Source organism: Acidiluteibacter sp. (assembly GCF_055129545.1).
Genome location: NZ_JBSRUB010000018.1, coordinates 1 through 18140, shown reverse-complemented (window position 1 = coordinate 18140; position 18140 = coordinate 1). Strand labels below are relative to the sequence as shown.

17 protein-coding genes and 1 pseudogene are annotated in these 18140 nt (G+C 35.2%); 8 read left to right on the top strand and 10 right to left on the bottom strand.

Annotated features, from left to right (window positions below):
• Positions 1-159: 159 nt before the first annotated feature.
• Both ACTB0X_RS10140 and ACTB0X_RS10135 read left to right on the top strand, forming a co-directional pair.
• A complete protein-coding gene (locus ACTB0X_RS10140; RefSeq protein WP_463024901.1) occupies positions 160-2265 on the top strand; it encodes an endonuclease MutS2 in 2106 nt (701 codons plus the stop codon).
• Positions 2266-2386: 121 nt separating this feature from the next.
• Positions 2387-3559: a T9SS type A sorting domain-containing protein gene (locus ACTB0X_RS10135; RefSeq protein ID WP_463024900.1), complete on the top strand. Its 1173-nt coding sequence runs from the start codon at positions 2387-2389 to the stop codon at positions 3557-3559.
• Here the strand turns inward: ACTB0X_RS10135 and ACTB0X_RS10130 are convergent, their stop codons facing one another.
• Positions 3560-5047 (bottom strand): acetyl-CoA carboxylase biotin carboxylase subunit, encoded by a 1488-nt coding sequence (locus tag ACTB0X_RS10130; protein ID WP_463024899.1) that lies wholly within the window; start codon positions 5045-5047, stop codon positions 3560-3562.
• A gap of 87 nt (positions 5048-5134) precedes the next feature.
• On the opposite strand from ACTB0X_RS10130, the gene ACTB0X_RS10125 reads away from it, so the two are divergent.
• The 3 genes from ACTB0X_RS10125 to ACTB0X_RS10115 are packed head-to-tail and all read left to right on the top strand — an operon-like array spanning position 5135 to position 7658.
• Entirely contained in the window at positions 5135-5836 is a 702-nt protein-coding gene (locus ACTB0X_RS10125) for a 16S rRNA (uracil(1498)-N(3))-methyltransferase (RefSeq protein ID WP_463024898.1), read from the top strand.
• Positions 5829-6497 carry a DUF4159 domain-containing protein gene (locus ACTB0X_RS10120; RefSeq protein ID WP_463024897.1) on the top strand — a complete coding sequence of 223 codons (669 nt, stop codon included), beginning with the start codon at positions 5829-5831 and terminating at the stop codon, positions 6495-6497. The genes ACTB0X_RS10125 and ACTB0X_RS10120 overlap by 8 nt, the downstream gene beginning before the upstream one ends.
• A gap of 3 nt (positions 6498-6500) precedes the next feature.
• Positions 6501-7658, top strand: coding sequence for a THUMP-like domain-containing protein (locus ACTB0X_RS10115; RefSeq protein ID WP_463024896.1), 1158 nt, complete (start codon positions 6501-6503; stop codon positions 7656-7658).
• Positions 7659-7705: 47 nt separating this feature from the next.
• Here the strand turns inward: ACTB0X_RS10115 and ACTB0X_RS10110 are convergent, their stop codons facing one another.
• The 3 genes from ACTB0X_RS10110 to ACTB0X_RS10100 all read right to left on the bottom strand — a co-directional run bounded on the left by ACTB0X_RS10110 (position 7706) and on the right by ACTB0X_RS10100 (position 10444).
• Positions 7706-8806, bottom strand: coding sequence for a fatty acid desaturase family protein (locus tag ACTB0X_RS10110; RefSeq protein ID WP_463024895.1), 1101 nt, complete (start codon positions 8804-8806; stop codon positions 7706-7708).
• Between the two features lie 58 nt (positions 8807-8864).
• Complete coding sequence (locus ACTB0X_RS10105) at positions 8865-9557, bottom strand: porin family protein (protein WP_463024894.1); 693 nt, start codon at positions 9555-9557, stop codon at positions 8865-8867.
• A gap of 68 nt (positions 9558-9625) precedes the next feature.
• The gene (locus tag ACTB0X_RS10100; protein WP_463024893.1) at positions 9626-10444 is read right to left on the bottom strand and encodes an NAD(P)H-binding protein; all 819 of its coding nucleotides are present in this window, start codon (positions 10442-10444) and stop codon (positions 9626-9628) included.
• Positions 10445-10525: 81 nt separating this feature from the next.
• On the opposite strand from ACTB0X_RS10100, the gene ACTB0X_RS10095 reads away from it, so the two are divergent.
• The gene (locus tag ACTB0X_RS10095; RefSeq protein WP_463024892.1) at positions 10526-11332 is read left to right on the top strand and encodes a class I SAM-dependent methyltransferase; all 807 of its coding nucleotides are present in this window, start codon (positions 10526-10528) and stop codon (positions 11330-11332) included.
• A gap of 15 nt (positions 11333-11347) precedes the next feature.
• On the opposite strand, the gene ACTB0X_RS10090 is transcribed toward ACTB0X_RS10095, so the two are convergent.
• The 6 genes from ACTB0X_RS10090 to sucC form a co-directional block, all read right to left on the bottom strand.
• On the bottom strand, positions 11348-11884 hold the full coding sequence (locus ACTB0X_RS10090) for a hypothetical protein (protein WP_463024891.1): 537 nt from the start codon (positions 11882-11884) through the stop codon (positions 11348-11350).
• A gap of 1 nt (position 11885) precedes the next feature.
• Positions 11886-12065 carry a hypothetical protein gene (locus tag ACTB0X_RS10085; protein ID WP_463024890.1) on the bottom strand — a complete coding sequence of 60 codons (180 nt, stop codon included), beginning with the start codon at positions 12063-12065 and terminating at the stop codon, positions 11886-11888.
• 2 nt (positions 12066-12067) lie between these two features.
• Positions 12068-12352 (bottom strand): winged helix-turn-helix domain-containing protein, encoded by a 285-nt coding sequence (locus ACTB0X_RS10080; protein WP_463024889.1) that lies wholly within the window; start codon positions 12350-12352, stop codon positions 12068-12070.
• Complete coding sequence (locus ACTB0X_RS10075; RefSeq protein WP_463024888.1) at positions 12345-12914, bottom strand: hypothetical protein; 570 nt, start codon at positions 12912-12914, stop codon at positions 12345-12347. The genes ACTB0X_RS10080 and ACTB0X_RS10075 overlap by 8 nt, the downstream gene beginning before the upstream one ends.
• 87 nt (positions 12915-13001) lie before the next feature.
• Positions 13002-13670 carry a DUF2461 domain-containing protein gene (locus ACTB0X_RS10070; RefSeq protein WP_463024887.1) on the bottom strand — a complete coding sequence of 223 codons (669 nt, stop codon included), beginning with the start codon at positions 13668-13670 and terminating at the stop codon, positions 13002-13004.
• Between the two features lie 66 nt (positions 13671-13736).
• Entirely contained in the window at positions 13737-14927 is a 1191-nt protein-coding gene (gene sucC / locus ACTB0X_RS10065) for an ADP-forming succinate--CoA ligase subunit beta (RefSeq protein WP_463024886.1), read from the bottom strand.
• Between the two features lie 139 nt (positions 14928-15066).
• On the opposite strand from sucC, the gene ACTB0X_RS10060 reads away from it, so the two are divergent.
• Together ACTB0X_RS10060 and ACTB0X_RS10055 are read left to right on the top strand one after the other, a co-directional pair.
• On the top strand, positions 15067-15714 hold the full coding sequence (locus ACTB0X_RS10060) for an ABC transporter ATP-binding protein (protein WP_463024945.1): 648 nt from the start codon (positions 15067-15069) through the stop codon (positions 15712-15714).
• Between the two features lie 253 nt (positions 15715-15967).
• Positions 15968-18140 (top strand): annotated as a pseudogene (locus ACTB0X_RS10055) (hypothetical protein); the annotation flags it as partial.

Genomic DNA, 18140 nt, shown 5'->3' with positions numbered 1-18140 from the left:
TTTTTATGCACTTTCCAGTTTTATTCCCTTTTCAATAATCTTGACTATAAAAGCAATTAACTTTGGTTTCTTATTACTAACCGGAATCTTTTTTCAAGCTTTCTTGTTAGTATGATTCGCTCTCCCTTTTAATATCATTGAATAAAGCCAAATTTTAGATTGATACTTTTCGACGAACAAACTGCTGAAGATTTAAATTTCAAAGACATAACGGATCGATTAATTCACTTTTGCTATGGAGAAACAGCTAAAGAACGGTTTGATTCTTTAGCTCCATTAAAAAATTTGAACGCTACTGATCACCACTTATCATTGGCTACAGAGCTTTTAACCATTCGAGAAAATGGGGTTCGTTTTCCAAGATTAGAATTTAAAGAATTGCTTTTTGAAATAAAACTACTCGGCATTCAAAGTACCATTCTAGAATTAGAGCACATTATTCGAATATTGGACGCGAGTAGATTGGTGAATGAGTTACTCCAATTTAGTTTTAAAAACAAAAGTGAGTATCCTTTGCTTTCAAACTTGATTCAACAAGCGGAATACACGACAGAAATTGTAGAATCAATTGAACAAATATTGGACAACAAACTTCGTGTAAAAGACAATGCGACTCCAGAATTGTATCAAATTAGAATGAGCATATTTGCCACTCGAAAGCAGATTACAAAGAACTTTGACATCGCTCTGAAACGAATGAGGTCAAAAGGATATTTAGCGGAAAGCAACGAAAGTTTGGTGAATGATCGCCGTGTACTTTCCATCGTGTCCTCTTATAAACGTCAAGTGAAAGGCAAAATTCTAGGTTCTTCCAATACGGGATTTCTTACCTATATTGAACCGGAAGAAACCGAAAGCTTAAATTTTGAATTGGAGCAACTTTTAGATGATGAGCGCAAAGAAATCAAAAAAATATTTAGAGAGTTAACGAAGCAAATTAGGGGTCATCTTCCTTTGTTGAACGAATATCAGCTACTGTTGACTGAATTAGACTTCGTGCAGGCCAAAGTAAAATTAGCACAATTAGTCAATGGAATAAAACCAAAGTTAGTTGACGAAAGTTATATCGACATTATTGACGCTTATCATCCATTGTTGTGGCTCAAAAATCAAGAGCTAAAAAAACCAACCCTTCCACAAAGTGTAAAAATGGATAAGTTCAGCAGAATGTTGGTTATCTCTGGTCCAAATGCAGGAGGAAAATCCATCACCTTAAAAACGGTTGGACTATTGCAATTAATGATGCAATGTGGTTTATTGATTCCCGTTGATCCTAAAAGTAAAATGGGCTGGTTTCACCACATCCTTTCTGATATCGGCGACAACCAAAGTATAGAAAACGAACTGAGCACCTACAGCTATCGCTTAAAGCGAATGAACTATTTTCTAGGCATTGCAAATAAGAGAACCTTGCTGCTTTTAGATGAGTTTGGTACAGGTTCTGATCCTGACTTAGGCGGCGCATTGGCAGAAGTTTTCTTTGAGAAATTATACAGTAAAAAGAGTTTTGGAGTCATCACGACTCATTACGGAAATATCAAACTGAAGGCTGCCCAATTAGCAAACACACTCAATGCCAACATGCTTTTTGATGTACAGACCTTACAACCGATGTTTAAATTATCTGTTGGACAGCCTGGTTCTTCATTTACATTTGAGGTCGCAGAAATCAATGGAATCGATAAAGAAATCATTGAATTAGCGAAGGATAAGGTTGACATCAAAAAGGTAGAAATGGATCACTTGATTGCTGAACTTCAAAAAGAAAAAGCTGAATTCGAGCACATCAATGCACAAACTAGATTGGCTAAAATTATTGCAGAAGACGAACGTAAAGCATACGAAATCAAACAGAGGCAATACGAAGAGAGACTAGAAAAGCAACAAGACACAATAGAGAAGAACAATAAATTCTTGACAAGTGGTAAAAAAATGATGCAATTTATTGACGCTTTTGAAAATAAAAAAGGGAATAAAGCAGTGCTAGCAGAAGTCAAAAAATACCTAGCGATCGAAAAAAGTAAAAAGGATGAAATTGAAAAAGCAGCTGCACTTAAAGAAGCAGCAATAGTTCAAGCAAAATCGAAACGCAAAAAAACTGTTAAAAAGAAGGATTCAAAACCAATTATCGTCGGTTCTACTGTAAAATTGATCGATGGAAAACAAGGCGGAAAGGTATTAGAATTAAATGGGAACGAAGCGATAGTGGCTTTTGGAAACTTCAAAACAAAGACAAGTCTCAACAAGCTTGTTCTGATAAGTTAATTGCTATTTCATTTACCGAAAGAAATCGCTTCTCAACTTATTATGCGCGCTTCATATCGAATACAATTGAAATAAGTGTTGCTTCATTAGTAATTTTGCACCAGGAAATTAAAAATCAAAAATGAAACGTTCAATTTTTCTATTCAGTATAATACTGTCTTTCAGCCTAAATGCACAAATAATCAGCCAATTTAATTGGAATTCTGGATCACCAACTACAGCAACTTTAGGTCCGAATGCTATTTCCGTGAGTAGTTCGGCATATATTTCTACTGGCGGAAAAGGCGGCACAAATGGATTGAATGCAGGCACACCAAAAATGGATATTAACTTCACTATACCGGGCTCTCCAACATTTGATGTACAAGGAATTGATTTATCCATCGACTATCAACGAGAAGAAACCCAAATAGAACTAGTTAAAAGAGGAGCTAGTTTATTAATAGGAGTTTTAGGGGGAAATCTTTCAGTAAGTTATAGAGTGAAAGATGGTGCTGGTAGTTATACTACTGTTAGTTCAGGAAATATTTACTCCATTCCAAATGATGATGTATTCAGAACCTACCGTTTCTATTACATCCCAAGCACAGGTATAGGACGTTTTCTGGTAGACAATGTGGAGCAATGGACGAATAATGGACCGGACAATAGAGATATGTATTGGACACCTTCCGACAATGTTATCATTGGAGCTTTAGGTGATGGAAGTGGCGCAAATAAGGCGTTCTTTGACAACTTCCTAGTTGGCTCGATTTCCACAACACCATTACCAATCACATTAAACTACTTCAAAGTAAAAAAACAATTAAATAATGTGCTCATGGAGTGGCAAACTGCCTCTGAAATAAACAATGATTATTTCACAATTGAAAAATCTACTGATGCATTGCGATGGTCAACCCTTTCAAAAATTAGCGGAGCCGGGAATAGCAATCAAGTTATTAACTATCAATTTATTGAAAATACAGAACTTTCAGTAACTAACTATTATAGACTAAAACAAACCGACTACAACGGGGATTACAGTTATTCTGAAATTCAAACTATTCAAGAACATCCTAAAAGTAGTAGAATAATCGTTTATCCAAACCCTTCTAGCGAATTTGTAAATATTGAATCTAATGAAACAATTGTAAGAATAGAAATCTATAATCTCAATGGAAGACAACAACTAATTGAAAAGCCGAATCAAGATTATTATTCAATAAACGTGAGCACTTTTCCAAAAGGCATTTATGTTTTCAAAATAATAAGCTCCACTCACACTAATATTGAGAAGGTAATTGTTAATTAACTATTTCAATCGGTTTGCTCTCCAATTCGATTTAGAAGACAATCCGCTATCATCTACTTGAATCTCAGATTTTTTATCTGTTTCAAACAATTTTACAGCCATCAAGCTTGCAATCTCTTCCTCGATAGAAGTTTCAACCTCCAATTTTTCAGGTGTAAAATACAATTTCACAAAATTAGTATCGAAGTTTCCGCTGATAAAAGCCTCATGACTCATCGCGAACTTACAAAAAGCCAATGTGGTCTCTACACCGCTAATCTCGTAATCTTCTATGGCTCTTAGCATTCTCAATCGAGCCTCTTCTCGATCTTTACCAAAAGTGATTAATTTAGAAATCATTGGATCGTAATAAATAGGAATTTCCATCCCTTCTTCAAACCCATCATCTACCCGAACACCCAATCCTTGTGGTCGTTTGTAGGTATTCAAAGTACCAATATCTGGTAAGAAGTTATTCATTGGATCTTCTGCATAGACCCTTACCTCAAATGAATGCCCATTCATTGGTATTTCTTCTTGGGTAAAAGCCAATTTCTCTCCCCTAGCAATATTAATTTGCTCTCGAACTAGATCTAGACCTGTAATTTGCTCAGTCACGGGATGCTCTACTTGAAGACGAGTATTCATCTCTAAGAAAAAGAAGTTTTTATTTTCATCCAATAAAAACTCAACAGTACCTGCACCAACGTAATCACAAGAGCGAGCTACGTTAACTGCGGCTTCTCCCATTGCTTTTCTAATCTCAGGTGTTAGCACCATTGATGGAGCTTCCTCTATTACCTTTTGGTGTCTTCGTTGAATAGAACACTCTCTTTCTTGCAAATACAAAATATTTTGATGCTGATCGGCCAGTATTTGGATTTCAATGTGACGCGGAGAGCCCACATACCGTTCAATAAAAACAGCACCGTCTCCAAAAGAAGAAATGGCCTCAGAAACTGCGCGATCCATTTGTTCTTCAAAATCTTCCACGCGTTCTACAATTCGCATTCCTTTGCCACCACCACCGGCAGAAGCTTTTACCAAAATTGGGAATCCAACTTCTATCGCACGCTGTTTGGCCTCATTAATATCTGTAATGGCTTCATCAGTTCCTGGCACCAAAGGAATATTGTACTCTTTCACCGCTGCTTTTGCCGCCAATTTACTCCCCATCACACGCATTGCTTCGGGAGAAGGACCTATAAAAATGATTCCTGCGTCCGTCACTTTTTGAGTAAAGTCTGCATTCTCTGATAGAAAGCCATAACCAGGATGAATTCCATCAACGTTCAATTCTTTAGCAACAGCAATTATTTTATCACCCAACAAATAAGATTCTGAGGAAGGAGATGGTCCTAACAACACTGCTTCGTCGGCGTAATGAACAAACGGGGCCTTTCGATCGGCTTCTGAATAAACAGCTACCGTAGCAATTCCCATTTCTTTACAAGTTCGCATAATTCGTAATGCAATTTCTCCTCTGTTGGCTATTAAAATCTTCTTCATCAAAAAAATATTTCCGCTAAATTATGAATTAAAGCCTTTTCAAAAAATTTGAATGAATATCTTTCAACAATATTACCTTTGTATTCGATGCAATTATTTTATTCCACATCTATCCAATCCGAAATAATCACTCTAGATGAGAATGATTCGAAGCACGCAATTCGTGTTATGCGCTTAAAGGAAAATGATTCAATTGATGTTATTGATGGCAATGGTTCCTTATACCACTGCTCTATTTTAGACGCACATCCTAAAAAATGCACGCTGACGATTGTAGAACAGAAAAAAGTGAGTAACCCTTATCAACAACTCCATATAGCAGTCGCTCCAACTAAAAATAACAACCGCTATGAATGGTTTCTTGAAAAAGCAACCGAAATAGGTATAGGTAGTATCACTCCAATTGTTACTGACAATTCAGAGCGGAAAGTCATTAAACATGATCGAATGGAGAAAATTTTAGTGGCCGCTATGAAGCAATCGCTGAAATTATATTTGCCTGAATTAAAAGAAGTCCATTCATTTAAAGACGTGCTTCAAATGCATCCTGATGCCAATCGACTAATTGCGCACTGTGCAGATGACCTCGATAAAATCAAATTGATGGATTCAATAGACGACCAAAAAAACACCTTTTTATTGATAGGTCCTGAGGGAGATTTTAGTTCCAAAGAGATAGAAATGGCAAAACAAAAAGGATTCCAATCAGTCTCCTTAGGAAGTGCTAGATTAAGAACTGAAACCGCAGCAATTGTAGCATGCACACAACTAAATTTGAGTTATGACTAAATCTATTCCAACGTTTTTGACAGCACTTTTTCTTGTATTTTTTGCAACAGGACAAAATGTTCAAGTGGCTTTATTAAAATACAATGGTGGTGGCGATTGGTACGCCAATTTAGAGACCTCTTTGCCCAATCTAATCCAATTTTGCAACAAGAATATTGGCACTAATATTAATACCAAACAAGACATTGTAGAAGTTGGGAGTAGCGAACTTTTCAACTATCCATTTGTACATATGACGGGTCATGGGAATGTTGTTTTTTCATCTCAAGAAGCAGAAAATCTAAGAACTTATCTATTGGCCGGAGGTTTTTTACACATTGATGATAATTATGGAATGGACAAGTTTATTCGGAATGAAATAAAAAAGGTTTTTCCTGAATATGAATTGCTCGAAATTCCATTTTCTCATCCCATTTACCATCAGCAATTTGATTTTAACAATGGATTACCAAAAATTCACGAACACGACGATAATCCGCCTCAAGGGTTTGGGATAGTTCATGAAGGACGATTAGTGCTCTTTTATTCTTTTGAGAGTGACTTAGGTGATGGTTGGGAAGACCCAGAAGTACACAACGACAGTGAAGAGAAACGAATTTCATCCTTAAAAATGGGAGCGAATATTATTTCCTATGTGTTTTTGGAAATGAAAGGGAAGTAATTCATGGAGTTGACCAAAGAGATTAAAGCATTTATAATGGCTCATAAAAATGACAATGTTCAATCATTGGCATTGAAGTTAAGTAAACAGTCCGAACTCCCACGAAAACTAATTTTACAACAAATTCAAGGATTACAAATTGCCACAAAAAAACTCCCTTCTTGGGTTCAAGAAGATATTCTTTTCCCTACAAAAGTTGCTTTAGAGCAATGTTCTTCTGAGATAACTGCGCAATACAAGAGCTCTATCCATTCATACACCACTTTTGCTGACCTTAGCGGAGGTTTTGGAGTAGATACGAAGCATTTTGCAGATCATTCCGAAAAAGGAGTGTACGTAGAGTCTTATCGAGAATTATTTGAGCTTACTACGCATAATTTATCCCTGTTTCATCCCAACAAAGTTGAATACTTTAATGAAACAGCAGAGTCATTTTTAGAAAAAAATAATGCCTTTTTTGATCTAATCTATCTTGATCCAGATCGGAGAAGTGATAAACACTCCAAAGGGGTCGCCCTAGAAGATTGCACACCGAACGTTATCGAAATCAAAGATCAATTGTTTAAATTTGGCCGAGTAATTCTCATTAAAGTCTCTCCATTAATAGACATTAAAATCGCCATTCACCAATTGAAGGAAGTTAATCGAGTCGATGTTATTTCTGTTAACAATGAGTGTAAAGAGGTGTTATTCACCTTAGAGAAAGAATCATCCAAGGCCATTAAAATACATACTGTCAATTTTACAAAGAATGAAGTGGAAAAGTTCGAGTTTGATCTAGTTGTAGAGGAGAAAACTGGCAATACATATAGTCTTCCTATGCACTATTTGTATGAACCCAATTCAAGTATTTTAAAAGCGGGAGGATTTAAAACGATCGGCAATGCATTCGATTTATATAAAATTGCTCCAAATTCTCATTTGTACACTTCCGATATTCTCCTAAAAGAATTTCCAGGTAGAATATTTGAAATCGAATCAATTACCTCAAAAGTAAATCGACTGCCAAAGAAAGCAAACATAATCAGCAGAAATCATCCGTTTACACCTGAAATAATAAAAGCAAAAGGCAAAATTAAAGATGGCGGAGATAAGTACGTTATAGCATCAAGTGATTTAGAAAACAACCCCATTTATATCATCGCAAAACGGTTAAAATAAAAAAAGCCTCCCAGTTTGGAAAGCTTTCATTTTATTATATTTTCAATTTATGCCATTTTGGGTTGAGGAGCACCAAGCTCCTTCAACAATCTAACATGAGATGCAAACGCTTCCCAGAAAGATTCGTACTCATTGTAAGGTACATTAAATTCTTTAGCAGTAGCCTGAACAATTTTTGAAATTTCAGGATAATGGATATGACTAATATTAGGAAAAATATGATGTTCTACTTGATAATTCAAACCACCAATATACCAACTTAAGACTTTGTTTTTTCTTGCAAAGTTAGCAGTCGTCATTAATTGGTGAACTGCCCATGTATTTTCAATTGTTCCTGTTGAATCAGGCAATGGTTGTTCCGTATTTTCAACTACGTGAGCTAACTGGAAAATAACACCTAGTGTCACACCACAAACAAAATGCATGATACTAAATCCGATAAGGATTCCCCACCATGGAACACTGTCAATTACCAACATCGGAATCACTAACATGTAAACAGTATAAATCGCTTTACCAAGAGTCAACTTAAAAATTTCACTTTTAATATCCATTTTCTTTCCGTGTTGCAAACCTCTTTTATGAAAATCAGTAAGCTGTTTGATATCTTTAAAAGTATACCAAAACATAGTCATTAAACCATATAAAAAGAAAGCATAAATATGTTGAAAACGATGCATTTTTTTACGCTCTGCATGAGGAGACATTCTAATTAATCCATTTGCATCAATATCTTCATCTACTTCAAAAACGTTAGTATAAGTATGATGCAACACATTGTGCTGAATTTTCCAATTTGATTTGTGACCTCCAACTAATATAATGGATGACCCCATTAATCTGTTTAACCAACCTTTACTCGAAAAAGTACCGTGGTTTCCATCGTGCATGATGGCCATGCCTATTCCTGCCATACCTATTCCCATAAAAGCTGACAATGCAATCATCGCCCAAATTGGAAAAATATCTAACAGTAAAAGTGCGTAAGGCACAAAATAAAGTGCAAAAACACCAATCGACTTCCAGACTAAACGGCTACTGCCATACTTAGATTGCTGACTTTCTTTAAAGTAACCATCAACTCTTTTCCTTAGAGTAGAGAAGAATTTTGCTTGGTCTTTGTTAATGTATTTTATTACTGGTTCCATTCATTAAATTTTAGAATTGCTAAATTACGATTATATAGTTTATTTAAACTGATAATTATCACTTCCAATATATACTATTTTTGTTTTTTTCATTGTTTTTATTAAACAAAGATATAGCCAGTCCGACTCTTAAAGTATTCATTTTTAATTTAAAATACTCTGAAAATGCTTGTACTTTCACGGCTGATAAAGACCTCTCGTATTGAACAGAAAAAATTAAAAATTTATACGAATAACTTGCAGACAGATTCAAACCTACGCCAAAACGCTTGTAGTACCTGATGGTATTCGAATAAACTCTCTTAGTTCCATCCTTATAATCTGTTCTAGAATTAATGGCCAGATTGGTATTCAAACTGGGGCCAATAAGAAAATGGTATTTTCCCTTATACTCCACTCCGAATAGAAATGGTACCTCAGCGCGAAATATCTGATCCGTAAAACTTTCTATAGAAGATTTTGATGGAAAAGAATTAGTCAACATCACATGATTTGCAATTTTTGCCTCAGCCTGCAACATAGGTCGGAATGGCCTATTCCGGGACACTTGCTCTTTTGAAGGACTATATCGAATAAACAATCCACCCGCAGCCCCATAATTTAGTGGATACTTTAAATTCTTTGAATAATTACTTCCCTCTCTAAATGAATAATTAGAAGAAGTCAACGCACCAGACACCCCATAAACAATTGACTGAGTATACCCGAGTGAATAAAGGCTAAAAAATAATAGAAATGGTATAATTCTCAATTTAATAATTGTTGTATTTATCCTAAGACAAAGAAAGTAACATTTTTGTTGTCTATTTAAAAAGATTTCTACTTTTCAAAAAATAATGGATTACGAAAAACAAAATTGTAGTTAAATTCCATTTTTAGTTTCTCGTTACCTATTCGTTTATACGAATTATCTTTAGGAACAGATTGCTGAGTATACTCAGGAGGAGCAATGTTATACACTTTTGCCATTTCGTTATAATATGTTTCCTTATCTGGGTGTTCATCTGCAGCTGCATTAAATATTCCATTTTTCAAATGGTCAATTGCAAGGATAGATATATTCACGCAATCCTTGATATGAATCAAATTAACGGGATTCATCCCTCCTTCTAAATTTTTCTTTCCACTCAGAAATTTTACTGGATTCCGACCATTACCAACCAGCCCGGAAAATCGAATAATTGTTGTTGTAAATGATTTTGAATGAATAAATATTTCTTCTGCGGCTAAAAGCCTCTGCGCTCTATCCGAATGAGAGTGTGTGCTTTCTTCCGTCACCCAATCATTGTTATTGGCGTAGATTGATGTTGCGCTAATAAAAACAACATGCTTAATGCTCGAGTTTTCAATCAATGGGATTAACTTCCAAAATCCGTCAGCATAAGATTGTTTAGAATTACTAGCTGATGAGGGAGGTAAATTCACAAACAATACATCTGTCTCAAAAAAATCAATCCAAGGTTGTTCAGCGACTTCTTTGGTTACATTTAATAAGAAAGGTTGTATCCCCGCCTCTTCAAGTTGGTCAATTTTCTCATCAGAGGTAGTTGAACCTTTGACAACATTTCCTCTTTTAATTAATTCACTCGCAACATTCATACCCAACCAACCACAACCTAAAACACTAATTCTTTTCATTTAATTCGATTATTTATTCCTAACAAACTTAGACCGTTTACTAACTTTTAATTTTTTAAATTTGACGCTCAAATTCAATTCATGGCATTCGATTTTCACAAGGACAAAGAGCGTTATTTTAAAATGCAAACGGCAAATGCAGTAGATTATATGCTGCCATTTATTGAGCAAGAAATCCCATTAATCAAAGGTATGAAAGTACTTGAAATTGGTTGTGCTGAAGGTGGAGTTATCAAAGCATTTATAGACAAAGGATGCATTGGTTATGGCGTAGAACTTTCACCTTCAAGATTGGCTAAGGCAAAACAGAACCTAGCAAAAGAAGAAAGCGAAGATCGAGCATTCTTAATCAACAAGAACATTTACGATGTTGATTTCGAACAAGAGATGCAAGGTCAGTTTGATTTAATCATTCTAAAAGATGTCATCGAACACATTTTTGATCAAAATAAATTGATTCGTCAGTTACGAGATTTTTTAAAGCCTGAAGGTCACATCTTTTTTGGATTTCCGCCTTGGCAAATGCCATTTGGTGGGCATCAGCAAGTAGCTAAGAGTAAATTTCTTTCAAAGTTTCCTTATTTTCATTTGTTGCCAACGTCCATTTATAAAGGTGTTTTAAAAACTTTTAATGAACCTGAAGAAACAATCAATGAATTATTGGAAATTAAAGAAACCGGGATCAGTATCGAACGGTTTGAGAAGATTTGTAAGGAAAACAATTACTCCATCAAACAACGCACATTTTATTTAGTGAACCCTATTTATACGTATAAATTCAAAATGAAAGCGCTTAAACAGCTTAGTCCGATTTCTGCATTACCGTGGGCTAGAAATTTTGTAACGACTTGTATGTATTACCTCATAAAAAAAGAGGAACTCAATTGAGTTCCTCTTTTCTATTTAAAAATTCATTCTCCAACCGACACTTACCAGAAAACCGTTAGAATATATGGGTTCAAAAGGAATTTTATCGGCAACAGCACCTGTGCCTAATCCTCCTAGCTCTATAAAGTAATTAAATTCAGGCACGAAAAAGAATTCAAAGCCAAAGATCCCATATCCACCGATATCTAAATTTGAAGAACTAAATTTAGATGAAGGCAAAATGCCTATAACTCCACCTTCGCCATACAATGCCATAAAATCAGCCACTTTGTATTTTTTTGTTAAAATTCCAAGCATCACATTTGAATATGGTGTCCATTCAGTTTTTCCTGCATTCACATGCTCGAAATACATCATATTAGCACGGAGACGAATTATTACAGCATCCTTAATTATCGATGGGAATGCCACATTTATTCCCAATCCAAAGTCAGATTGAAATTGGTTGAGTTGAAAACCGACATTCCATTCTTTCGAATTTCCCTCCTGCGCACTTAGTTGGCTAAAAGAAAATAATGCACTCAATAGTATTAGACAAATTTGCTTTTTCATATCAATTAGTTATCGTTTTAGAATCTATGATGGCCTTAAGTATGTAGCCCACACCCATACCTATAAGGGTACCCATTCCTGTAGATCGAAAATACATTCCTATTCCGATTCCAATAAACATGCACCCAACAAAAATCACATTACCTGGGGTTCCTTTTTTTCTTTGTTTCACTTTTTCCATTGTTATTTAGTTATATAAGTTTTTAAATTAGCTACGTACTTTTCAAAAGCAGTCACTCCTACTTGAGTAATTTTACAGGTAGTCAGTGGACGTTTACCTTTAAAGCTCTTTTTTACTTTTATATAATTGGCCTTTTCTAGTTTGTCAATCTGAACGCTAATATTCCCTGCAGTAGCTCCTGTTTTGTCTTTCAAAAAGGTAAAATCGGCCTCTTCTAATCCAATCAGAAGAGAAATGATAGATAACCTTAACTGAGAATGCAATAAAGGATCTAAGTCTTTAAACATATTTTTTTGTTTTAGCAGCTAGTAAATGTCCAGGAATAATGTATGAAACTATCACTGCAAGTGCTATCAAAAGTAATTGTTGTGAGAAGTTAGCATGAACTGCAATCGCTCCAATTATCCAACACAAAATTCCTCCGATTATAAGGGGCTTAAATTTTAATATCCCTCCACTTACAAATGTTCCTAATCCGTAAAGTAAAATTAAAATAGGGTATGTTTTAAGAACCCCTAAATACATCATTGAGAATATTAAAACTAAAAGTGTTGCGCCAAAACCTGTCCATAGATATGCTATAGCTCTATCGACATAGGTTTTAACGGTTCTTTTTCGTTCCATTTTAAATCCAACGACACCACTTATAATTGCTCCCAAACCCATTAAAACTGGCCATCCTACCCAATGATTGGGGTAATCAGTAAAATTTAATAGAAAGTAGTTCAATAGCGCTGCCGCTAAAACCAACCATCCCCAAATTAAATAAAAGATACTTCCCTCCTTCAGATTCCCTTTCGCTGTAGAAATCATTTCTTCTATTAATTGCAATTGCTTTTCACTTTCCATAAATGTAAATTTATTCAATTAGTAAATTAGTTTATATTGTAAACCAAAAGTACAATAAAAATTGAATCTGACAATACTTTTTTAATATTAATAGCCCATGGCTACTTCCAGAAAGTCATTTAAAGGTTTCATTATTAAGAAGTACTTCTCTAATTCCTCAGTAATTGAATCTGAAACTATGACAGATGGCGGGAGTGAATACTGAAAATAAAACTGTTTATTATAGATCAAAGGTTGTTTTTCACCGACTTCTTGTAGCTCCTTTGGAAGTCGAACATTTTTCGCTCCTTGAATCGTTCCGAATGTAGAAGTGAACTTTTTATCTGCAATTAATAAATTGAAAGCCTCCATATTGTTAGCGATGTAAAACCGAATATCTTCCAACTGTTCTTTATTGGGACTAAAAGCTCCTCCATAAACAATCAAACCTTCCGGCCCCAGCTCAAAATACATTCCGGGTATCATTTTATCCTTCTTGCCTCCTGTTGAGATAATGGCAGACACAAAGGTTTTATATGGTCGTTTATCTTTTGCGAATCGAATATCTCGATTAATTCTGAAGATTAAATTTTTTGGTTCCAATTCTAAGCCAGGCTTGTGCTTGGATAAATGAAATGCAAGATCTCCAACAAATTTCTTAAATGGATCTTTCACTACTTTTTCATAACGAGTTCGATTTTCATCAAACCAATCTTTATGATTGTTTGGAGCTAGCTCTTTAAAAAAGTCAATAAAATCAGGAATGAAATAAGCCATATTAAAAACAAAAAAGTCTCGTAAGAGAATTCCTACGAGACTTTAAAATTATTTATTTTGATTGGACTATGCCAATACTTCTTTAATTCTATCAGCCGCTTCTTGCAATTGAATTGCAGAATGCACTTTCAATCCAGATTCATCAATAATCTTTTTGGCCTCTTCAGCATTTGTTCCTTGCAATCTTACAATAATTGGAACTGGAATATCACCAATATTTTTGTAGGCATCAACAATACCTTGTGCAACACGATCGCATCTTACAATACCACCAAAAATATTTACCAGAATTGCTTCAACGTTTTTATCTTTTAAGATAATTCTAAATGCTTTCTCTACTCTTTCTGCATTGGCAGTACCACCAACATCTAAGAAGTTTGCAGGGTTTCCACCACTTAATTTAATAATGTCCATAGTTGCCATAGCTAAACCAGCTCCGTTTACCATACAACCAACATTACCGTCCAAGTTAACAAAGTTCAAACCTGCTTCACCAGCTTCTACTTCAGTAGCATCCTCTTCTCTAACATCTCTCATTGCAGCTAAATCCTTTTGTCTATATAATGCATTTGCATCAATAGATACTTTAGAATCTACAGCGATAATTTTATCGTCAGATGTTTTCAACACAGGATTAATTTCAAACAAAGAAGCATCAATTCCATCATAAGCTGCATAAAGCGCATAAACGAATTTTACCATTTCCTTAAATGACTTTCCAGACAAACCTAAGTTAAATGCAATTTTTCGTGCTTGAAAACCTTGCAATCCAACTGAAGGGTCAATTTCTTCATGAAATATTAAGTGAGGAGTTTTCTCAGCAACCTCTTCAATGTCCATTCCACCTTCAGTAGAATACATGATCATATTTCTACCAGTAGCTCTGTTCAATAAAACAGACACATAAAACTCTTCCGTTTTACTTTCGCCAGGATAATAAACATCTTGTGCAACTAATATTTGATGTACTTTTTTACCTTCTTTAGAGGTTTGTGGTGTAATCAACTGCATACCCAAAATCTGAGATGCAATTTCTTTAACCTCGTCAAGCGACTTTGCCAACTTAACTCCGCCACCTTTTCCACGACCACCAGCATGAATTTGAGCTTTAATCACCCACCAGCTAGTTCCTGTTGTTTCTGTTAATTTTTTTGCTGCCTCTACCGCCTTTTCAGGTGTGTCTGCTACAATTCCTTCTTGAATTGCTACTCCGAAGCTTTTTAAAGTTTCTTTCGCTTGATATTCGTGAATATTCATTAAGTATATTTTTATTATCAACTAAAATATTGGAATCCCAAAAGTAGCACTTATTTAGTTTTTAGAAAATAAAAAAATGGTTGATTTGTAAAGAGGTTGAAAATATTAATTAGTATTTTGGTCGGCTATGAATAATTGTATCTTAGAAGCACAAAATATTCGAAAATCTTATGGCGATTTAGAAGTCCTTAAAGGAGTTAATCTTTCAATCCAAAAAGGCGAGATTGTTTCAATTGTAGGCGCTTCCGGTGCAGGAAAAACGACTTTGCTTCAAATATTGGGCACTTTAGAATCTCCAGACTCTGGTCATTTAATCATCAAGGATTCGGACACCACATTATTAAACGACAAAAATTTATCCAAATTTAGAAACGAAAACATAGGTTTTGTATTTCAATTTCATCAACTTTTGCCAGAATTCTCCGCCATTGAAAACATTTGTTTACCTGCTTTTATAAAGGGCCAATCAAAAAAGGCGGCCGAAAAAAAAGCAATTGAATTATTAGAGCTTTTAAATTTAAAAAATAGGGCAAGTCATAAACCGTCCCAGCTATCAGGTGGAGAGCAGCAGCGCATTGCAGTTGCTAGAGCGCTAGTTAATGAACCTTCCATCATTTTTGCAGATGAACCTAGTGGAAACTTAGATTCAAAGTCTTCTAAAGAGTTGCATCAATTGTTTTTTACCTTAAGGAAAGAACTTGATTCTACCTTCGTAATTGTCACTCATAATGAAGAGTTGGCCAATATGACTGATCGAAAATTGACAATTATTGATGGGATTATTTAAAAATAAACTGCTGACTCTCAAATAATAATTCCATACGGCTCAAATATTGAATCTAATTCCCATTGACTTTATTGATCTGAATCAATAATCACTTTCCAAACAATCATTTATTTAAAATCAATGAATTATAGCTTTAGGGTAAAAAAATAGTTTTCAACAATAAATACCTAATACATTGAAAACGAATGTTTTTTTCTTAATTTTAACTTTAGATTAAATTTTAAATACACAATTAATTAATAATAAACACTTTATGAAAAAAAGACTACTATCAGTAAGTCTCGTTTTATTAAGTTTTGCTGGATTTTCGCAAACTTTTTTAGATGAAGACTTTGAAGGATTTACTACAGGAGCCGTAGGGCCTACCTTTGCAAATGGTTGGACTAATTCAGGTACAACAGATCCTAAATGGGAAGTAGAAGATGCTTCTGGTGCTAATGAAAACTCGACTGCAACTGGTCCATTTTTTGATGCAACATTCCCAGCCACAACAGGTGGAAAATATTTCTATTTAGAAACTTCAGGTGGAGTATTAAACGATCAAAATATCCTTACAGCACCTCCAGTTTCAATTCCTGTTGGAGCATCCGGAACAAAACTAGACTTTTCTTACCATATGTTCGGAGCTAGTATGGGTGAATTGTATGTTGTCATTGATACCAATAATGTCAGTGATACAATCGTTTCTCTTATTGGTCAACAACAAACTTCAGGAGCAGACCCTTTCATAGTATCATCTACAGTGTTAAGCGGATATGTTGGAAAAACAATAACCTTAAAATTTATAGGTAAAAGAGGAACCAGTTATACTGGCGATATATCCATCGATGAGGTTCGAATTTTTCAACCTGTTCCGAATGAAATGGGCATAACTAAAATTACCTCGCCAACTTCTGGCTGTGGTTTAACTGCAACAGAACAAGTTTCAATAGAAGTGCAAAATCTAGGTACAAGCACAATTACAACCTTTGACGCTAGCTTTACAGTAAATGGGGGAACTCCTGTAACTGAAACAGTCACTGCTTCTATTTTACCCAATGCCTTATTTAACTATACATTTACGGGTACTGCTAATTTATCAGCGAATGGTCAATTTGCAATTCAGTCATATGTCAATTTACTAAATGACCCGACTCCTTTGAATGATACTTTAGTTAAAAATATAACAAACATTCCAATTATCGGAGGTTTCCCTTATGCAGAAAGTTTTGAAAGTGGTCCTGCAGGATGGACTACAGGAGGAACAAACTCAACTTGGGCATTAGGAATACCAACTGCTACTGTAATTGATACAGCATCTGATGGTACTAACGCTTGGGTTACCAATCTGACAGGAAACTACAATGCTAGTGAAGCAAGTTTTGTTGTCTCTCCTTGTTTTGACTTCTCAACACTAACCGCACCTATTTTTTCTGCCGATGTTTGGTGGAATTCTGAATTTAGTTGGGATGGAGCAATCCTTCAATCTTCAGTTGATGGCGGTACTACTTGGCAAAAAGTGGGAGCCAATGGCGACCCGAACAATTGGTATAATGATAATACTATTAATGGACTTCAAACTTTAGCTCCTTCTCAAGAAGGATGGACGGGTAGAATTAGCTCTTCTAATGGAAGCGGAAGCTGGGTGCAAGTGAAAGCTCCTCTTACAGGTTTAGGTTCAGTGAGTGGTGTGATTTTAAGAATTGCATTTGGTTCTGATGGCTCTGTCATGGATGAAGGTTTTGCTTTTGACAACATTAGTATTTATGAAACCCCATCCCAAGACCTTGAATTATATTCAATAGATGCACCAAACAACGCATGTGGATTAGGAAATGAGACACCTATTGTAACAATTGTAAATGCAGGAATTGCTCCCGTTTCAAACTTCTATGTTTTGATTGATGTTAACGGTGGGAATGTGCTTAAGGATACCATATCAGCTACACTCTTGCCTTTGGATACATTAGTCTACACATTCAACGGAACGATTAATTTGTCTACGCCAGGTAATTATAATATAAAAGCCTACACAAGTTTAGCAACAGATCAAATAAATAATAATGATACCTTATCTAAGACAGTAATTAACATTCCGATTCTTTCAACATTTCCTTATATACAAGGTTTTGAATCTGGTCCTGCTGGTTGGACATCAGGTGGAACAAACTCCACTTGGGCTCTCGGAGCTCCTACTGGTAGTGTGATAAATACAGCAGCAGGAGGTACTCAAGCTTGGGCTACTAATTTAAGTGGTAATTACAATGCAAATGAGGAAAGTTATGTTGTTTCTCCATGTTTTGACTTCACTTCATTGGCATTGCCAGTATTATCAATGGATGTTTTCTGGAACAGTGAGTTTAGTTGGGATGGAGCGGTAGTTCAATCTTCCATTGATGGAGGAGCTACTTGGCAAAAAGTAGGCGCATTTGGCGATCCAAACAACT

Coding starts and splice junctions, on each gene's coding strand:
- ACTB0X_RS10135 (WP_463024900.1), top strand. CDS start 2,387: ATGAAACGTTCAATTTTTCTATTCAGTATAATACTGTCTTTCAGCCTA.
- ACTB0X_RS10130 (WP_463024899.1), bottom strand. CDS start 5,047: ATGAAGAAGATTTTAATAGCCAACAGAGGAGAAATTGCATTACGAATT.
- ACTB0X_RS10125 (WP_463024898.1), top strand. CDS start 5,135: ATGCAATTATTTTATTCCACATCTATCCAATCCGAAATAATCACTCTA.
- ACTB0X_RS10120 (WP_463024897.1), top strand. CDS start 5,829: ATGACTAAATCTATTCCAACGTTTTTGACAGCACTTTTTCTTGTATTT.
- ACTB0X_RS10115 (WP_463024896.1), top strand. CDS start 6,501: ATGGAGTTGACCAAAGAGATTAAAGCATTTATAATGGCTCATAAAAAT.
- ACTB0X_RS10110 (WP_463024895.1), bottom strand. CDS start 8,806: ATGGAACCAGTAATAAAATACATTAACAAAGACCAAGCAAAATTCTTC.
- ACTB0X_RS10100 (WP_463024893.1), bottom strand. CDS start 10,444: ATGAAAAGAATTAGTGTTTTAGGTTGTGGTTGGTTGGGTATGAATGTT.
- ACTB0X_RS10095 (WP_463024892.1), top strand. CDS start 10,526: ATGGCATTCGATTTTCACAAGGACAAAGAGCGTTATTTTAAAATGCAA.
- ACTB0X_RS10090 (WP_463024891.1), bottom strand. CDS start 11,884: ATGAAAAAGCAAATTTGTCTAATACTATTGAGTGCATTATTTTCTTTT.
- ACTB0X_RS10085 (WP_463024890.1), bottom strand. CDS start 12,065: ATGGAAAAAGTGAAACAAAGAAAAAAAGGAACCCCAGGTAATGTGATT.
- ACTB0X_RS10080 (WP_463024889.1), bottom strand. CDS start 12,352: ATGTTTAAAGACTTAGATCCTTTATTGCATTCTCAGTTAAGGTTATCT.
- ACTB0X_RS10075 (WP_463024888.1), bottom strand. CDS start 12,914: ATGGAAAGTGAAAAGCAATTGCAATTAATAGAAGAAATGATTTCTACA.
- ACTB0X_RS10070 (WP_463024887.1), bottom strand. CDS start 13,670: ATGGCTTATTTCATTCCTGATTTTATTGACTTTTTTAAAGAGCTAGCT.
- sucC (WP_463024886.1), bottom strand. CDS start 14,927: ATGAATATTCACGAATATCAAGCGAAAGAAACTTTAAAAAGCTTCGGA.